Annotated in this window: 17 protein-coding genes; 13 read left to right on the top strand and 4 right to left on the bottom strand. The window is 55.2% G+C overall.

Features of this window, described 5'->3' with window-relative positions:
* Positions 1 to 113: 113 nt before the first annotated feature.
* The 6 genes from ACZRJQ_RS21630 to ACZRJQ_RS21655 all read left to right on the top strand — a co-directional run bounded on the left by ACZRJQ_RS21630 (position 114) and on the right by ACZRJQ_RS21655 (position 2,804).
* A complete protein-coding gene (locus ACZRJQ_RS21630; protein ID WP_024265240.1) occupies positions 114 to 677 on the top strand; it encodes a recombinase family protein in 564 nt (187 codons plus the stop codon).
* A gap of 19 nt (positions 678 to 696) precedes the next feature.
* A complete protein-coding gene (locus tag ACZRJQ_RS21635) occupies positions 697 to 855 on the top strand; it encodes a hypothetical protein (protein WP_024265239.1) in 159 nt (52 codons plus the stop codon).
* A gap of 562 nt (positions 856 to 1,417) precedes the next feature.
* On the top strand, positions 1,418 to 1,708 hold the full coding sequence (locus ACZRJQ_RS21640) for a helix-turn-helix domain-containing transcriptional regulator (RefSeq protein ID WP_463863208.1): 291 nt from the start codon (positions 1,418 to 1,420) through the stop codon (positions 1,706 to 1,708).
* 77 nt (positions 1,709 to 1,785) lie between these two features.
* A complete protein-coding gene (locus ACZRJQ_RS21645) occupies positions 1,786 to 2,049 on the top strand; it encodes a type II toxin-antitoxin system RelB/DinJ family antitoxin (protein ID WP_024265237.1) in 264 nt (87 codons plus the stop codon).
* Entirely contained in the window at positions 2,036 to 2,323 is a 288-nt protein-coding gene (locus tag ACZRJQ_RS21650; protein ID WP_024265236.1) for a type II toxin-antitoxin system YafQ family toxin, read from the top strand. Before ACZRJQ_RS21645 ends, ACZRJQ_RS21650 begins: the two co-directional genes overlap by 14 nt.
* A 46-nt stretch (positions 2,324 to 2,369) precedes the next feature.
* Positions 2,370 to 2,804 carry a hypothetical protein gene (locus ACZRJQ_RS21655; RefSeq protein WP_024265235.1) on the top strand — a complete coding sequence of 145 codons (435 nt, stop codon included), beginning with the start codon at positions 2,370 to 2,372 and terminating at the stop codon, positions 2,802 to 2,804.
* A gap of 50 nt (positions 2,805 to 2,854) precedes the next feature.
* Here ACZRJQ_RS21655 and repM read toward each other — a convergent pair whose 3' ends face one another.
* The 3 genes from repM to ACZRJQ_RS21670 form a co-directional block, all read right to left on the bottom strand.
* The gene (gene repM, locus ACZRJQ_RS21660; RefSeq protein ID WP_024265234.1) at positions 2,855 to 3,679 is read right to left on the bottom strand and encodes a replication initiation protein RepM; all 825 of its coding nucleotides are present in this window, start codon (positions 3,677 to 3,679) and stop codon (positions 2,855 to 2,857) included.
* A gap of 1,240 nt (positions 3,680 to 4,919) precedes the next feature.
* Positions 4,920 to 7,886 carry a Tn3 family transposase gene (locus ACZRJQ_RS21665; RefSeq protein WP_003090772.1) on the bottom strand — a complete coding sequence of 989 codons (2,967 nt, stop codon included), beginning with the start codon at positions 7,884 to 7,886 and terminating at the stop codon, positions 4,920 to 4,922.
* 3 nt (positions 7,887 to 7,889) lie between these two features.
* The gene (locus ACZRJQ_RS21670) at positions 7,890 to 8,450 is read right to left on the bottom strand and encodes a recombinase family protein (RefSeq protein WP_003090771.1); all 561 of its coding nucleotides are present in this window, start codon (positions 8,448 to 8,450) and stop codon (positions 7,890 to 7,892) included.
* Positions 8,451 to 8,967: 517 nt separating this feature from the next.
* Here ACZRJQ_RS21670 and ACZRJQ_RS21675 point away from each other — a divergent pair.
* From ACZRJQ_RS21675 to ACZRJQ_RS21705, 7 genes are all read left to right on the top strand, one after another.
* Positions 8,968 to 10,455, top strand: a complete 1,488-nt coding sequence (locus ACZRJQ_RS21675) for a SulP family inorganic anion transporter (protein ID WP_463980331.1) — start codon at positions 8,968 to 8,970, stop codon at positions 10,453 to 10,455.
* A gap of 14 nt (positions 10,456 to 10,469) precedes the next feature.
* Entirely contained in the window at positions 10,470 to 11,321 is an 852-nt protein-coding gene (locus ACZRJQ_RS21680) for a universal stress protein (RefSeq protein WP_003090760.1), read from the top strand.
* Positions 11,321 to 11,680, top strand: a complete 360-nt coding sequence (locus ACZRJQ_RS21685) for a TraR/DksA family transcriptional regulator (RefSeq protein WP_003090764.1) — start codon at positions 11,321 to 11,323, stop codon at positions 11,678 to 11,680. The genes ACZRJQ_RS21680 and ACZRJQ_RS21685 overlap by 1 nt, the downstream gene beginning before the upstream one ends.
* 45 nt (positions 11,681 to 11,725) lie before the next feature.
* The gene (locus tag ACZRJQ_RS21690) at positions 11,726 to 12,688 is read left to right on the top strand and encodes an SdiA-regulated domain-containing protein (protein ID WP_010794530.1); all 963 of its coding nucleotides are present in this window, start codon (positions 11,726 to 11,728) and stop codon (positions 12,686 to 12,688) included.
* Between the two features lie 828 nt (positions 12,689 to 13,516).
* Positions 13,517 to 13,942 carry a hypothetical protein gene (locus ACZRJQ_RS21695; RefSeq protein ID WP_463980332.1) on the top strand — a complete coding sequence of 142 codons (426 nt, stop codon included), beginning with the start codon at positions 13,517 to 13,519 and terminating at the stop codon, positions 13,940 to 13,942.
* A 32-nt stretch (positions 13,943 to 13,974) separates the two neighbouring features.
* The gene (locus ACZRJQ_RS21700; protein ID WP_153336866.1) at positions 13,975 to 14,820 is read left to right on the top strand and encodes a hypothetical protein; all 846 of its coding nucleotides are present in this window, start codon (positions 13,975 to 13,977) and stop codon (positions 14,818 to 14,820) included.
* Between the two features lie 155 nt (positions 14,821 to 14,975).
* Entirely contained in the window at positions 14,976 to 15,203 is a 228-nt protein-coding gene (locus ACZRJQ_RS21705) for a hypothetical protein (RefSeq protein WP_153336867.1), read from the top strand.
* A gap of 130 nt (positions 15,204 to 15,333) precedes the next feature.
* Here the strand turns inward: ACZRJQ_RS21705 and ACZRJQ_RS21710 are convergent, their stop codons facing one another.
* Complete coding sequence (locus ACZRJQ_RS21710; protein WP_153336868.1) at positions 15,334 to 15,861, bottom strand: hypothetical protein; 528 nt, start codon at positions 15,859 to 15,861, stop codon at positions 15,334 to 15,336.
* Between the last annotated feature and the right edge of the window lie 221 nt (positions 15,862 to 16,082).

A 16,082-nucleotide genomic window follows, 5' to 3' on the forward strand; every position in this document is an offset into this window, starting at 1 on the left:
ATCCTAAGTTATGCGACACACGCGCATCGTCAGGTTCTGAGGGCTTTCGTCTGTCGCATAAGTCAGTCGCAGGTGCTAGATTACCTGCAACGACTAATGCGACAGGTGTCCCCATGGAAAATGCAGGACAGCAGATTGGCTACGCTCGGGTTTCGACGCAAGGTCAGGAGCTGGAGCAGCAACGGATCGCTTTAGGGCAAAACGGTTGTCAGCGGATTTTTGAAGAGAAGGTCAGTGGGGCCAAGCAAGACCGCCCCGAACTTAGTCGGCTGCTCGATCACCTTCGCCCTGGTGATGTACTGACTGTGACGCGGTTGGATCGCTTGGCCAGGTCAACCACCGACCTGCTCCACATTGCAGAACGACTCAAAACCTTAGGTGCAGGTCTGCGTTCGCTTGCTGAGCCTTGGGCCGATACGACGTCTCCAGCTGGGCGTATGGTGTTAACGATCTTCGCCGGCATTGCTGACTTTGAGCGATCCCTCATTGGTGAGCGCACCAGTGCTGGCCGTGCTGCTGCCAAAGCTAAAGGCGTTCGATTCGGCCCAAAACCTGTTTTAACCCCAGAACAGATCGCCCATGCACGACAGCTGATCGACGGGGGGCAATCGGTTTCCGAAGTTGCACGGCTCCTAGGCGTTCATCGAGCCACGCTATACCGCGCACTGCCTCAATAGGTAGAACGGGAGAGACAGGATGAACAGCACGGATTCGGTACCGCGATTTATTGAGCCGGGCGACGACCAGGACGAGTGCCTGGCGCTGCCGCTCTACGTCACCCGCCAAGTCGATGACGAGACCCGGCGCGCTCAGGAGGCGCGCAAGCGGCTGTTGGCGGCTGCTGTACTGCAGTAGCAGAGGACCGACGCCTTAAACAACGGCTGAGCGTATGCAAAACAACCCCAAAAGAACGGTAGAAAAAGGCACGAGAACGGAAAAAGAACAGCAGGCGCAACGGATTAAGTCGGCTGAATAGGCGGGCAAGATAGGTGAAGTAGGCCTACCGGCCCACTTCACAGCTTGTCCATTCGCCTGCGGCTCAATGGAAAGTTTCGCGGGCGCGAAATGGTTACTTGGCCATTTGGGCACCAGTTGTATAACAAGTGCTATACAAAATTCTCCAGGTTTTGTGGGCTAAATCATTTGTTTTGTATCACAACTGTATAGCGTCAAAGAATTATTAGTTTTTAATAAATTTTTGAAAAATAAAGGTTTTTTCCATCGCCTGAGGTGCGTGATGTGTATTGAGATTTTGACCCTGTTAAGGGGGAAAATCTGGCTCTTCAAAGGGCGTAAAAATCATTCAGGTCGAAGACCGTGGCCAGTCGGTGGCAGGTAAGGTGCAAAAAAGGTGTTGGGTGGGTGCAGGTAAGGTGCAAAACGGGTATAGAACGGGTGCAAAAGGGAGACGGAACGGGTGCAAAAAAAGCCATCGATCTATGATCCAGGGGCGGCGTTAACCAATCCAGAAACCAGGACTGTATTTATTGCGGATGCTTTAGCGACCGGCCATCCCGCTCATATTGCGGCCTCCATCGGTGTGGCGATCAGCGCATTTGGGGCGGCCAAAATGGCGAGTCTGACCGGGATCACCGTGGCAGATCTGGAGCAGCTCTTTGGTACCCATGGCGATCCGGACCTTTATCGCTTGATGAAAGTGCTACACGTGCTGGGGGTCAGTTTATCCGTGACTGCAAGAACGCAGTGACGCGTCACGTGACGGCACAAAACCATGCGCGACCCTTATATTGAGCTACACTGTGGCCCAATATAGGAGGACTACCCATGTCCACAAATGCTGTCGTTCGTGCTCGTATCGATGAGCACATCAAAGAAGAAGCCGCTGCAGTACTTGCGACAATGGGCTTAACGGTTAGCGATGCTTTCCGCATGATGATGACCCGTATAGCGCAGGAAAAGGCGCTGCCATTCGAGCCGTTGGTGCCCAACGCCAAAACCGTTGCCGCGATGAAAGAAGCGCGGCGCGGAAAGCTGCAAAAGTTCGCCACCATTGATGATCTGATGGCGGATTTGCATGCGGACGATTGAGAGAACCAGTCAGTTCAAGCGAGATTTTAAGCGAGAGGCCAAGGGGCCGCATCGAGCTGACTTGGAGCCGGGCGGCCTGTTCATCAAGATTGTCACTGCCCTGATGAATGACAAACCGCTGCCGGAAAAACATCGGGATCATGCTCTGACTGGTAACTGGAAAGACCATCGGGATTGCCATATCAAACCGGATTGGCTGCTGATCTACTGCAAGCCCGACGATGAGCGCTTGCAGCTTGTGCGACTCGGATCACACAGCGAGCTGAGCCTATGACCAGCCAGGCTAAAGAGTGTGACGCGTCATATGACGGTAGAGCACCATGCGTCACACCATAGATGAAGCCGCGTCACTGATCGGCAGAACGCGCCGGTCCATATACCGGGCAATGACCGAAGGCCGTATATCATATGGCTTAGAGTCCGATGGACGTCGCTATATCGACACCGCGGAGTTACTGCGTGTGTACGGTGCTTTCGAGCCAGCGTCACAGAGCGTCACAGTGGAAATGTCACACGGCGTCACAGTGACTGGCGACCTCGGGGAGATCATCGCCAGGGCGGTGGCAAAGGCCGTCGCTGAAGCGGTGGAGCCATTGCGGCAAGAGATCGAGAAGCTACGCCTTGATAATGCTGAGCAACGCCTTATTGAGCACAACCCTGAGCCTCAACCTGAAAAAGCGCCAACCCCGGGAAAGCCAAAATTACCCGGGCCTGCCAAGTCTTTTTCCGATCTACTGGCCGGACTGGCCGATTAGTCTCGACGGTGACGATCTAAACCCAGTCCGACCCACGTACATCAATCCAGTCATTCAGCCAGTGCCAAGGTGATCTGGTTGAGTCTGGCATGTGCTGCTTCCCAGCTCTCACCAGGACGAGCGCGTTTGGCAACCTCAGCGTCTGTCAGCTTGCCAAGCTTTTGCTTCACCGGCACGGATGTTGGTTCTGGTTTGATGGCAAAGATCAGATGGGTGACGGTGCGTCCGGTCTTGCGCTGTGTGTAGCTCACACGAATATCGCTGTATTCGTTGATTTGTGCCACGGCTGTATCTAGGACTCGCTTTTTAAAGTCCTTAATTGCCTTGTATTCGTTGGTAAGGCCGAGACTTTCGCGCAGATTAGCGAGTGCCAACTCGCGTTTTCCGATTGTGAGGTACTGCACCAGTAGCTCGTAGAGCCGTACAGCGTGAACGCTCGACATGCCACTGATTTTCTCCAAACGGTATGACGTGAACTCGGACTCGAGACGTGTGATGTAGGGGATCACCCGAGGGGCGAACGTCAACTGAATTCGGCCTGTTCCGTCGATGTAAGCCTTGTCGCTGATCCATCGGGTTGTGACAGTACGGTCCTTACCGGTGTCCGGATCGGTGTCATAGATCGTCACCGAGCGGTCGAACAGGTCGCCCATCGCTTCTTTAAGTTGTCCGTAAACCTTGGTTTCGTTGGTCCCGAATGCCTGAGCGAAATCGCTCGCTGCAATCGTGACTGGCTTATCTGGCGAAAGGCCCAGCTGTTCGTCGCGACTACGACTGATGGCAAACAGGATGATTTGTTGTTCGACCAGGTTGAGCCGGTAGCTAGCTTCGACAAGCCGGTTAGATTTGACAACAACTTCGCTTTTCTCAGCCATCAGTAGTCCTCGTGGGGAGATCCACCATAGCATAAAAAGGACTATTTAATACAAGTCCCTTAATACCGCAAATCTGTCCCTTTATGACCGCAAATCTGTCCCTTTATGACCGCAAATCTGTCCCTTTATGACCGCAAATCTGTCCCTTTATGGAGGCTGTATGCCACGTAATACGTGGCATACAGCCCGACTAAAAGCTTTTAAAAGCATTAAAAGCATTAAAAGCATTAGTCCGAGTTACCCACAGCCATTTTTCCCTCACATAACGAACAAGGAATGAATAAGCGCCGAGCTTGCGGATTTCATGACTATTCGGACACTTTAAGGCAGGCAGCGACGCAGGATTTATCACTATCACTGACCTCTTTTCTCGAAGCAAAGAGATCTTCGTGGCGCGTATATGACAACAAATCCCTCCCTTTATGAACACTACAGGCCACATAACATAAGGCGTCTAGACGACCTCAAAGGTTTAAAAAGGGAAAAGTAAAAAGCGCGGCTCTGCCGGGGCACCCCTACGGGGTTCCCCCACTTCGTGGCTCCCCCTCCGGTAATAATGCCCAGCCTGCCGGCTGGAGACTTTGTTTATGCGCTCCAAGGAGCGCTGTGACGCCTCTGCTAGCAAGGATCATCCAAACGCCTGCTGCGGGCTCACAGACGACAAAGGCGAGTAATCAGGGGATAACAGCGAGCCGGATTTCAGTGTCGTCCTGATAAAGTGATGTTGCTATTAATCTTGTCTGTGCAAGCATTCGCTCTGGATCTGATTCCAGGGAGTGGGGCCCCCCTCAGGGGGTCGAGCTGGGTGAGCGCGTAGCGCGAATGCTCTGGGATTCTGTCTTTTTGTACCTTTGCCTTTTTGTACTTCCTATGTGTAGCGGCTCGCGTTTGAAACCACGCGGGCTCACATTCAGCGGCATTTCTGGCTCAGATTAACTGCAACCAGTCAAAGGCACCGGCTCACATTAATTGCAAATGGGCTTGCATTCGATGGGGCTGGTTCGCATTCCATTGTGGCGGGCTCACGCTATTTGCAATTACCCCGGAAGACTGGCTTTGTCTCATTAGGTTCTAGACGGTTGTCGTAACGCGTCTCGAAAAAGGCATTCCGATCCTTGTGATACGAAAATAACGCCTCACGGCCGTGAACCGTTTGGGTCTACCCATACGGGACAGATCACAGTTGCATTTAATGTGAGCCCATGAAGGGGCGAATAGAGAAAACGGAAAAAATCGTACGCTAAGGTTTTCCGGGCAGCCTTAGCGGCCGAAACTTCCCGTCCTCCAGCCTGCGGCTCTGCCGCCAGACATAATCGCCGGTCAGATTGATGTGCTCCCACCCCAGCGGCGACAGGTATTGCAGCAGCTCACCATCCACCGACTTCCCCGCATCGCCCATCGCCTGGGTGGCGCGCTCCAAGTACACCGTGTTCCACAACACGATGGCGGCCGTCACCAGGTTGAGGCCACTGGCCCGGTAGCGCTGCTGCTCGAAGCTCCGATCCCTGATCTCGCCGAGGCGGTTGAAGAACACCGCCCTGGCCAGGGAGTTGCGGGCTTCGCCCTTGTTCAGTCCAGCATGCACGCGCCGGCGCAGCTCGACGCTTTGCAACCAATCGAGGATGAAAAGCGTGCGCTCGATCCGGCCCAGCTCGCGCAGGGCCACGGCCAGGCCGTTCTGGCGCGGATAGCTGCCGAGCTTGCGCAGCATCAGCGAGGCGGTGACCGTGCCCTGCTTGATCGAGCTGGCCAGGCGCAGGATGTCGTCCCAATGGGCGCGGACGTGCTTGATGTTCAGGGTGCCGCCAACCATTGGGCGCAATGTCGGGTAGTCCTGGACGCTATTCGGAACATACAGCTTGGTTTCTCCGAGGTCGCGGATGCGCGGTGCGAAGCGGAAGCCCAGCAGGTGCATCAGGGCGAAGACATGATCGGTGAAGCCAGCCGTGTCAGTGTAGTGCTCCTCGATCCGCAAGTCGGACTCGTGGTACAGCAGACCGTCGAGCACATAGGTAGAGTCGCGCACGCCGACATTCACCACGCGGGTGCTGAACGGTGCGTACTGGTCGGAGATGTGGGTGTAGAACAGCCGCCCCGGCTCGCTGCCGTACTTCGGGTTGACGTGGCCGGTGCTTTCGCCTCGACCACCCGCCCGGAAGCGCTGGCCATCGGAAGAAGAGGTCGTGCCGTCGCCCCAGTGAGCGGCGAAGGTATGACGGTACTGGTGGTTGACCAGCTCGGCCAGGGCCGCCGAGTAGGTTTCGTCTCGGATGTGCCAGGCTTGCAGCCAGGACAGCTTGGCGTAGGTCAGGCCGGGGCTCGACTCGGCCATCTTGGTCAGCCCGAGGTTGATTGCATCGCCCAGGATCGCTGACAGCAGCAATGTCCGGTCTTTGGCCTCGGCACCGTCCTTCAGGTGTGTGAAGTGGCGGCTGAAGCCCGTCCAGTCGTCCACGTCCATCAGCAGTTCGGTGATCTTGATGCGCGGCAGCAAATGGCTGGTCTGGTCGATCAGCGCCTGCGCGGTATTGGGCACCGCGGAATCCAGCGGGGTGATCTTCAGCCCGGACTCGGTGAGGATGGCATCGGGCAGCTCGTTGTCCTTGGCCAGGCGGGTGACGGTGGCCAGCTGCTCGTCCAGCAGCTGCAAGCGCTCTTCCAGGTACTGGTTGCTGTTCGGGTTGATCGCCAGGGGCAGAGCCTGCGCATGCTTGAGCGCGGCGAACCTCTCTGCCGGCAGCAGGTAGTCGTCGAAGTCGCGGAACTGCCGCGAGCCCTTGACCCAGATGTCACCGGAGCGCAGCGCGTTCTTCAGCTCGGACAGGGCGCAGATTTCGTAGAAGCGCCGGTCGAGGCCTTCCGGGGTTATCACTAGCGGCTTCCAGCGCGGCTTGATGAAGGCGGTGGGCGCATCGGCCGGCACCTTGCGCAGGTTGTAGGCGTTCATCTCGCTCAGGGTCTGCACGGCTGCCAGCACGCCTTGCGCAGCCGGGGCAGCGCGCAGTTCCAGCACCTCCAGCAAGGCCGGCGTGTAACGGCGCAGAGTGGCGAAGTTCTCGCCGACCAGGTGCAGATGGTCGAAGCCTTCCGGCCGGGCCAGCAGCTCGGCCTCGCTGACGCTCTCGGTGAACTCGTCCCAGGGAATCACCGCCTCAATGGCGGCATAGGGATCGCTACCGCTTTCCTTGGCTTCCAGCAGAGCCTGGCCGATCTTCGAGTACAGGCGCACCTTGTCGTTGATCGCCTTGCCCTGCTTCTGGAACTGCTGCTGATGCTTGTGCTTCGCGCTGCTGAACAGCTTGACCAGGATACGGTCGTGCAGATCGACCAACTCATCAATCACCGTCGCGGTGCTCTCCAGCACCACGGCGGCCAGGGTCGCGTAGCGTCGCTGCGGCTCGAACTTGCCGAGGTCTTTGGGCGTCATCTGCCCACCCTCGCGGGCCAGCTTGAGCAGGCGGTTCTGGTGGATGTGTCGGCCCAGGCCTTCGGGCAAGTCCACCAGCTGAAATGTCTTCAGCCGCTCGATGTGTTCGAGCATGTGGCGGGAGTTCGGTTTCAGCGGTGCCTGTCGCAGCCAGGTCAACCAGGTGATGCTGCTGCCGGCCTTGAGCTTCAACAGCTCGTCCAGCTTGGCCCGATGCGAGTCCGTGAGTGGTTCGACCAGGGCGCGGTAGACTCGGCGATTGGCCCGCGCAATGGCCTCCGAACAAGCTCGATCAATTACGCTCAACGCCGGCAGAATGCGCCGCTTCTGTCGCAGGCTCTCCAGGGCCTGACCGGCCAGCAGTAAGCCCTTGTCGGTCTGCTGGGCCAACTCGGTCAGCTCGCGCACCAGGGCGCGGAAGTCGGACAGGCCGAACGGGGCCAGTTGTAGGTAGGTGCGCAGTTCCTGGGCGTGCTCGCGGCGAGTCACGTCGCGTTCGCCGTACTTCAACCAACTCGCCGGGTCGGCCTGAACTTGCTTGGCCACCCACTGGATGACCGGCTCGGGCGGCTCGCTGTCGGTGCCCAACGCATAGCCGGGGTAGCGCAGCAGGCTGAGCTGCACCGCGAAGCCCAGGCGGTTGGCGTCGCCGCGCCGCTGGCGGATCAGCGACAGGTCGGAGTCGTTGAAGGTGTAGTAGCGGATCAGGTCATCCTGGCTTTCCGGCAACGCAAGCAAGGTGTCGCGCTCCGTAGCCGAGAGAATCGAGCGACGCGGCATGGTTCAGTCGTCCTTGCGAAGGTACTGATAGAGGGTTTCTCGGCTGATGCCGAACTCGCGGGCGAGCTGCGCCTTCGGCTCGCCCGCAGCGGCCCGCTGCCGCAGCGTGATGGCTTGCTCGTCGGAGAGGGCTTTCTTGCGGCCCCGGTAGGCACCGCGCTGCTTGGCCAGGGCGATGCCCTCGCGCTGCCGCTCGCGAATCAGGGCGCGCTCAAACTCGGCAAAGGCCCCCATGACCGACAGCATCAGGTTGGCCATCGGCGAGTCCTCGCCGGTGAACACCAGGCCTTCCTTCAAGAACTCGATGCGCACACCGCGCTGGGTCAGCTTCTGCACCAGGCGGCGCAAATCATCGAGGTTTCGTGCCAGGCGATCCATGCTGTGCACCACCACGGTGTCGCCTTCGCGAACGAAACCGAGCATGGCCTCCAGCTGGGGACGCTGGGTGTCCTTGCCCGAGGCTTTGTCGGTGAACAGCTTGCCGACCTCGACCTGTTCAAGTTGGCGTTCCGGGTTCTGGTCGAAGCTGCTGACCCGGACGTAACCGATGCGTTGTCCCTGCAAGATGCCTCCATGGGCTGGATGGGCGGCAGGGCTTGCGTTGGTTTTTGGTTCCATTGCGCCCGAAGCCTTGAATTTGTCAGGCTGAAATCTATGACCTTGGCAAGCATGTGTCAAAGAATGTGAAAGCGGACTCTATTCTGACGGCGTGATGCGCCTTGCCTGACATCCAGTTAGGGTATAGCTCAGGCTGACATCCAAACAGGACGCCCTAGTCCGGGGGTGACTCGCAGAAATTGCCCTCTTCCTGTAGACTGTTGCGGCCATTGAGTTACTAAAGACACTCGATAAGACCTCATGCTTACCCTGCAAAACATGATCTGGCTGCCTACGCCGCCATAGCGCTTCGCCCCCCCGCATCATCTGTGACTGCTTGCTCTGCCAGCGGTCGCTTTCTGCTGTGCTTTAGGTTTTAACACCCGCCACAGCTCCTCTACATCCGACATTTGACCTCGTATCGACCAGCTGCACTTGGCCTGCGCCATGCTGTGCTGCGCGATCCATTGCCTTGGGAATTCTGATGCTCCACTCGTTAAAACAAACCTGGTTATCCAACATCCGTGGCGACATCCTCGCCGGTCTTGTGGTCGCACTGGCCCTAATCCCTGAAGCCATCGCCTTCTCGATCATTACTGGCGTTGACCCTAAGGTCGGCCTTTACGCCTCTTTCTGTATCGCTGTGGTGATCGCCTTTGTCGGTGGCCGCCCAGGCATGATTTCGGCCGCAACGGGTGCCATGGCACTGCTGATGGTGACTCTGGTCAAGAACCATGGTCTTGAATATCTGCTGGCCGCCACGCTGCTATGTGGCGTGCTACAAATTGCTGCTGGCTACCTGAAGCTCGGATCGCTGATGCGCTTCGTCTCGCGCTCGGTGGTGACCGGTTTTGTCAATGCACTGGCGATCCTGATTTTCATGGCTCAGCTGCCCGAGCTGACTAATGTCACCTGGCACGTCTACGCCATGACAGCCGCAGGCCTCGGCATCATCTATCTGTTCCCCTATGTCCCCAAGATCGGCAAGCTCATCCCATCGCCGCTGGTGTGCATCATCGTGCTGACCGCCGTCGCCATGTCGGTTGGTCTGGATATCCGCACGGTCGGTGATATGGGTGAACTGCCGGATACGCTACCGATCTTCCTCTGGCCTGATGTGCCGCTGACATTCGAGACGCTGGCCATCATCTTTCCTTATTCGGCAGCACTGGCTGTGGTCGGTCTGTTGGAGTCGATGATGACCGCGACCATTGTCGACGACCTGACCGACACCCCGAGTGACAAGAACCGCGAGTGCAAGGGCCAGGGCGTGGCCAACATTGCTTCGGGTCTGATCGGCGGTATGGCTGGCTGCGCGATGATTGGTCAGTCGATCATTAACGTGGAATCCGGCGGTCGTTCTCGCCTGTCGTCTCTTGCCGCAGGCGTATTTCTGCTGCTGATGGTGGTTTTCCTCGGCGACTGGCTGAAGCAGATCCCAATGGCTGCGCTGGTGGCAGTGATGATCATGGTGTCCATCGGCACCTTCAGTTGGGATTCGCTGCGCAACCTGAAGAAGCATCCGTTGTCGACCAACATTGTCATGGTCGTCACCGTGGTGGTCGTGGTGGCCACCCACAACCTGGCCTTCGGCGTGTTAGCCGGCGTGCTACTGGCTGCGATGTTCTTCGCCAACAAGGTTGGCCATTACATGGCGATCAGTTCTTCGCTGGACGAAGCCGGCGAGCATCGTAGCTATAACGTCACCGGTCAGGTGTTCTTCAGCTCGGCTGACAAGTTCGTCGCAGCCTTCGACTTCAAGGAAGCCCTGAACAAGGTAACCATCGACCTGAATCGTGCACACTTCTGGGATATCACCGCTGTTGCAGCCCTGGACAAGGTAGTCATTAAGTTCCGCCGTGAAGGTACTGAAGTCGAAGTGCTGGGCTTAAACGAGGCCAGCGCCACTATCGTGGATCGCTTTGGTGTTCACGATAAACCTGACGCCATTGATCAACTCATGGGCCACTGAGAAGGAGAACAACAATGACCCACGTAATTGCCTGTATCGACGGTTCCACCTCGGCTCCAGCTGTTTGCGACTACGCGGCCTGGGCCAGTCTGAGCCTGGAAGCGCCGCTGACCTTCCTGCATGTGCTGGATCAGCGCCAGTATCCGGTTGCAGCAGATTTGAGTGGCAACATTGGCCTTGGCAGCCGCGAGCACCTGCTTGATGAGCTTGCTTCCCTGGATGAACAGCGCGGCAAGTTGGCCCTTGAACAAGGGCGAATCATGCTTGCAGCCGCGAAAGAACGGGCCGTGAATGATGGTGTGCGCGCACCGGAGTCCAAGCAGCGACATGGCGATTTACTGGAGAGCTTGCAAGAGCTGCAAAGTGAAACGCGCTTGCTGGTTATCGGTCGCCAGGGCGAGTCTAGTGGCGGTCTGAGTCAGCATGTCGGAAGCCAGCTGGAAAGCGTTATTCGTATCATGCACCGGCCAATCCTGGTCACCCCGGCCAACTTCCAAAAGCCCAAGAGCGCGATGCTGGCATTCGATGGCGGCGCTACAACCCGCAAGGGTGTGGAGATGCTGGCAGCCAGCCCGCTGCTGAAGGGGCTGCCGATCCATCTGGTCATGGTTGGGCCCGTGAACGACGAAGCGTCCGCGCAGCTGGACTGGGCGCAGAAAGTGCTGATCAACGCCGGATTTACCGTTCGCGCTGAGACTCGGAGCGGTGAAATAGAACGTACCCTGCACGCCTATCAGAAAGAGCATGGCATCGATCTGCTAGTGATGGGGGCTTATGGACACTCACGTATCCGGCAGTTCCTGGTCGGCAGCACCACTACCAGCATGCTCCGTACCACCACCAGTCCGCTGTTACTGCTGCGCTAATGAGCCTGGACGACGCCCTCGATCTTGCCCATTTCAAGACCCTACTGGAACAGCGGGCTGCCGAGCTGGATCGATTGCTGGGAGACGCTGAGTCTCGCTCGCAATCGGTAGAGCTGGATCAAAGCAAGGTGGGGCGTCTATCGAGAATGGACGCACTCCAGCAACAAGCGATGAACGATGCGATCCGCAGTCGTGCACGGCATGAACGTGTCCGTCTCCAACTGGCCCTCAAGCGCTGGCACGAGGGCGACTATGGCTGGTGTAACCAATGCGGCGAGTTGATCGCCTCGGGCCGTCTGGAGTTCGATCCGGCCACGCCGTTGTGTATCACCTGTGCCAGCCGCGCCGAGTCGGGTTGAAACCATCACGGCTCGTGGCGTCAGTCTGATTTAACGAGGCTTCTAATGTATTTGATGGCTAAAAACTGGCTGGGCCGAACACGGAAAGTAAGTGTTTGGATGTGGGCGCTTGTATGCCTTGTGTTGCTCACCGTATTCCAAGTACGTACTCATCACCTTGATGATCGTCTGTACTTTTGGATCAAGACCCACTGGCACACAGACGATTGGCAGGAGCGCTCTGTGTGGCTGCCTGGCTATCGGGTTGAGCTGGATGCTAAGGCGGTTCCCGGTGTGGACAACAACCTTTCGGGCCTGACCTTCGATCCTGACCTAAATCTGCTGTGGGCGGTTACCAATGGCCCGAACGAGCTGCTGGCCCTCAGTCGTGACGGTGACGTGGAGCGACGTTACAGCCTGGATGGCTTCCACGACGTGGAAGCGGTGTCCTATGCCGGCAACGGTCAACTGGTCATTGCCGAAGAGCGGCGGCAGAGCCTGGTTATCGTGGATATCCCCATCGACGAATACGGTAAGCTTTCTCCTGATCGACCATTGAGCCTAGACCAGTATTCAGCGCTAACCTTGGCGCTTGGCAAGGAGGACAACAAAGGCCTTGAAGGGCTCGCCTACGACCTAAAAGGTGATCGTTTGTTTGTGACCAAGGAGCGTGACCCCCGGCAATTACTGGAAGTGAGCGGCCTTCGTGCCAGCCTGGAAGGAGGCGTTTCCCTGCACGTCCGCGACATGTCCAACCTAGTAAAAGACAAGGTGTTTGCCACTGACTTGTCTTCGGTTGTATTCGATCAACAGAGCGGCCATCTGATCCTGCTCAGCGACGAGTCGAAACTGCTGATTGAAATGACCGACGAGGGCAAGGTGGTGAGTTTCCGCTCCTTGGCGAGGGGGTTTGCTGGTTTGCTGAAAGGTATACCCCAAGCCGAAGGCGTAACCATCGACGATGAAGGGTATTTGTACGTGGTCAGCGAGCCGAACTTGTTCTATCGCTTTACCCGCGAGACAGATTGACCAGTCAACAAGCTACAGTCAGGCGTGGCCGGGACGCTTGAACTGTTAGCGTACGATTTTTTCCGAATTCTGCGGGCTCCCCATGAAGCAGCAATGTGAGCTGGTCGCAAATAATGTGAGTTCAGTTGCAGCTAATCTGAGCCAGGGGCTGCGGATAGATGCAAATAATGTGAGCCGAAAAGCTGGATAAATGCGAGCCTGCGTGGTTTCAAACGCGAGCCGCTACACCTATGGGTCTTCTATTGCCTGAGCAATAGCCGAAGCAATAGAACGACCAATAGAACGCCACATAGATAATCAAAGACAAAAGCAGAGCAACAGCACGCCATCCCTACGGTCTGTCGTGGCCGCCCTACGGGACGCCCAAACCTTCCGGGGGAGCGCCCCGTCAGGCTTTCAGGGTTCTGACTCGCTGCGCGAGCCTCCACCCTCTTTCCTCCCCCGCCCCCTGGACGGGCTTGTCTCGAAAATTCACCCGCGTGCGCGCCCGGCAAAGCCGGACCAACCTGCATTCTGCTATTGCGCGACGTCTCGTTGCGGTCCCTTGTCCCTTTCTCGACTGCTACATCGCGAATCCAGGTTGGTCCGGTTTCACCTGACGCGCACGCAAGCGGTGCGGCCGGATGCTTCGCACCCTGGTTACGCCCTGAACGGACTTCACCAGGGCAGACCGAAAAAATTTGGCCTGGGGGCCATTTTTTCTCACCTCCCTCGTGGGCTCGGGAGGCGTCTGTCAGGCTGTTCTCGCCACCAGAGGTGGCGGTTTATCCGAGCAGCTTTTGGCTGCTCGGGATGCGCTACCATGCGATTTTTTCAAGGAGCCCTCTCATGCAGCGTTTGGTCAAGCCATCGGATTACGTCCTGCAGGACGTTCTCGGCCAATCGATGTATCTGATTCCCTGGGAGCTCAGGCTCTGCCCGGGCAACCCGGCAGAAGATCCCGAGATTGGCGCACAGCTTTACAACGCATTAGTCCAGGATCAGGCCAAGGGTGTTGTACCGCTGGCCCCCGCCCAGCAGATGAGCGACATTCTGGATTGGGTTTTCGAAACGGCGGGCGAACCCGCTCGCCGCCTAGCCGCTGACCTGGCGGCAGCGTACCTAGGCAAGCACTCCTTCCTGATTGATGACCTGGAGGATTGGGACGCTGAAACCAAGTCGCATCGGGCGTGCCTGGTTTTTCATAACGAGGATATTCAGGCTCTATCAGCTCAGATAGTTATGGATTTAAGAGTCCGTGCAGACCAATATTAAAAAAGTAGCTATTTTTGGGGAAGTTATATATTTTGAAAAACAATATAGTATCCACTTATGAAAAAATGTATGCGTATGAGGAAGAGATTAAAGATAATATCTCTATAAAAACACATCTAATATTTACTGCAATATTTGCGTTGGTTTCAATAACAGCTTATTTGGCGAGGTTCCTAGATTTCTCTGTAAAACCTGAAATTGCTTATTTGATTGCATTTCTTGTCGCACTGGTTTTTGTTATTGCCGCTATATCTACTTACTTTAATTGCAGGGCATTCAGCGGCTCTGAGTTCAATAGAATGCCGTATGCAGAAAAGTTGAAAGAGTATTATAACGATCAGATTAAATACAATTTAGAAGTAGAACAGTATAACTCTCAAGTAGAGTCCTCTGAACATATACCTTTGCTAGATCCTACGCAGCAAACAGAGGACTTCATATCCGATACCTATGTTCAATGCGCAACCCATAATGCTTTGGTCAATGAAGACCGCTCAAGATGGGCTTTCAAGGCTATCGCCGCTTTTCTTATTGCGTGTGCTCCTTTGGCTATTGCGAGCCTATTGTTTGTTATTTTTGATATGGATACTTCATCTCCAAGAAAAAATCTTTCTATCAAAGATAGCTATGTAGGTGGTGAGATTTCCTCTTTGAAAAATCATTTATTAGATTATTCGAAAAATGACCGGATAGCGGATTTAGAAAAAAGAACTATAATCTTAGAAAGCATGCTTCTTGCAGAGAGGTCAGACAAATTGAGCGAATCCAAAAAAGCTTCTGTTAGCGAGCAAAAGCCGAAGCCGCAAGCTCCGGTAAAGCCTAGTGCTCCACCCCGTCGTCTGGCAATGGACGAGGCACCACCGGGAGATAAGAAATGAGACCGAATGATGGGCAATCCAAACCAAGTAGTTCTATAAAACCGGTTCCTCCAAAAAAACCGCATGCTCCAGTTGTGCGTCGAGTGGTAAATGAGAAAGTTATTAATAAAAGTGAAATCGCACTTGGTCGTTGATAACTAATTAAGAGGTTAGTAATGGCCATTGAAAACGTTCAAGAACTGCGCACCGTTAACGGCGTTGACTATGCACAGAAGCTGCTTGATCAAGGCTGGCAGATTCTCGCCGTGTGCGTGATGCAGGATGGTACAAGCCAATATGCCGAGTACCACATGGGCCGGCCGAAAACCGTGGTCGATGAGAACAATCCGTTACGGCAGCAGTTTATCGCAGCCGGCGCGTTCGGAGAGAAGAAGTCCGAATAGGCCGCTGCGTTTCCAATAACGGGAGTTATGGTAAATACGCAAAGATCGCATCAGCGAGTGCTGGCTCTCACTGATGCTTTCGAACTTATAATTTACAAGGCATTAAAATATTGTCGTAAACCAAATGGGCTTAGCCATCGGTACAATTTTTACTCCTTCCAATGTAAATTTGCCCCATATTATCGCTCGACTCTACGACTCTTCCATTTCTAATAAAAAACCAGTAGGGCTTCTCGCCTACGTATCCACCATAAGAGTTTTTTGCATTTAGAAAAACACATGAGGAGTAACCATAGATCGCTTCTTTCTTAAATTGATTAACAATCTTGTGCTCTTTTCGAGGTTTGGATATTTTTGAAATTTTAGCTGAGTCGGGGTCTTTGAGAATACTACGTAGGTAACTGTTTATTATTGACTTATACTCAGTGGGGTAGGGGCCATAATCTGCCTTATCATCGGGAAGTGTTTTTTTCCATGTTTCTGCTTCTGCCGCCATCGCAGTTAGACTCGTATTTGATGGCAGTCCAGTAGCTGCTTTAAAGTAAGTGTGACTCTCTGGTTCTTTTATTTCCACTTCGTTCTTATGAGGCGCTATGTTTGTTGAGCACCCAGTAATAATCATAACTGATAATAAAAAAATTCTTTTTATTGATTTCATTTTCTTGGTACTTCCATTGATTTAAAGAGCAGTATCGGCGACGCTATCAATTTACTAGCAAGCTGTCCACCAGCAGCTATCGAAGGCCGGGCGTCTTCAGGCGAAGCCTGATTGATGCTTTTATCCTAAGTTATGCGACACACGCGCATCGTCAGGTTCTGAGGGCTTTCGTCTGTCGCATAAGTCAGTCGCAGGTGCTAGATTACCTGCAACGACTAATG

It is taken from the genome of Pseudomonas sp. E315 (assembly GCF_055406205.1).